1 protein-coding gene is annotated in these 519 nt (G+C 64.9%); it reads right to left on the bottom strand.

The annotated features are described in order from the left end of the window. Positions 1 to 204 precede the first annotated feature (204 nt). A partial coding sequence (locus AC061S_RS44610; RefSeq protein ID WP_478691601.1) for a penicillin acylase family protein occupies positions 205 to 519 on the bottom strand: 315 nt, incomplete at its 5' end.

Raw genomic sequence — 519 nt, forward strand, 5'->3', positions numbered from 1 at the left:
GGCTGGACCGGGCGCTGGTGGCGCCCGTGGAAGAGGCCGGAGAGGAGTGAGATCAGTTCGATCCCGTGCCCGGGCTTTCGAGAAAACGGAGGCTTTCCGGGAGGGGGATAAAAGAAGGGCGTCCGGAAGGACGCCCTGAAGATGATCATGGAGTAAGTCGGCTGTTCAGAGCCACGGCGCGGAGGAAAGTTCCGCGCCGTCCGTTCAGCGAGCGGGAGTGAGCGTCAGCCGCTTGTTGCCGTAAACGCGATCGAGGTTCTGTGGCTGGAACGGGAAGCTGACGTAGCGCCCCTTGAGCCAGGCGTCGATACCGTCGGCGTAGTGCGGGCTGGCCGGATTGCCGGATTGGCCGCTGCTGTTCACGCCGATCATCGGTTCGCTCTGGCCGAAGTCGACGATTAGCCGCATCGCCGGGATCAGCCAAGTGTCGAAGTCCTGGCCCCAGCCGCAGGCCGATACGTCCAGCGTGGTGTGGTCGCCGCCGGCCGGATAGGGCCCGCGATCGAGGTAGCCCTTGAT

The organism is Streptomyces sp. CA189 (assembly GCF_056428985.1).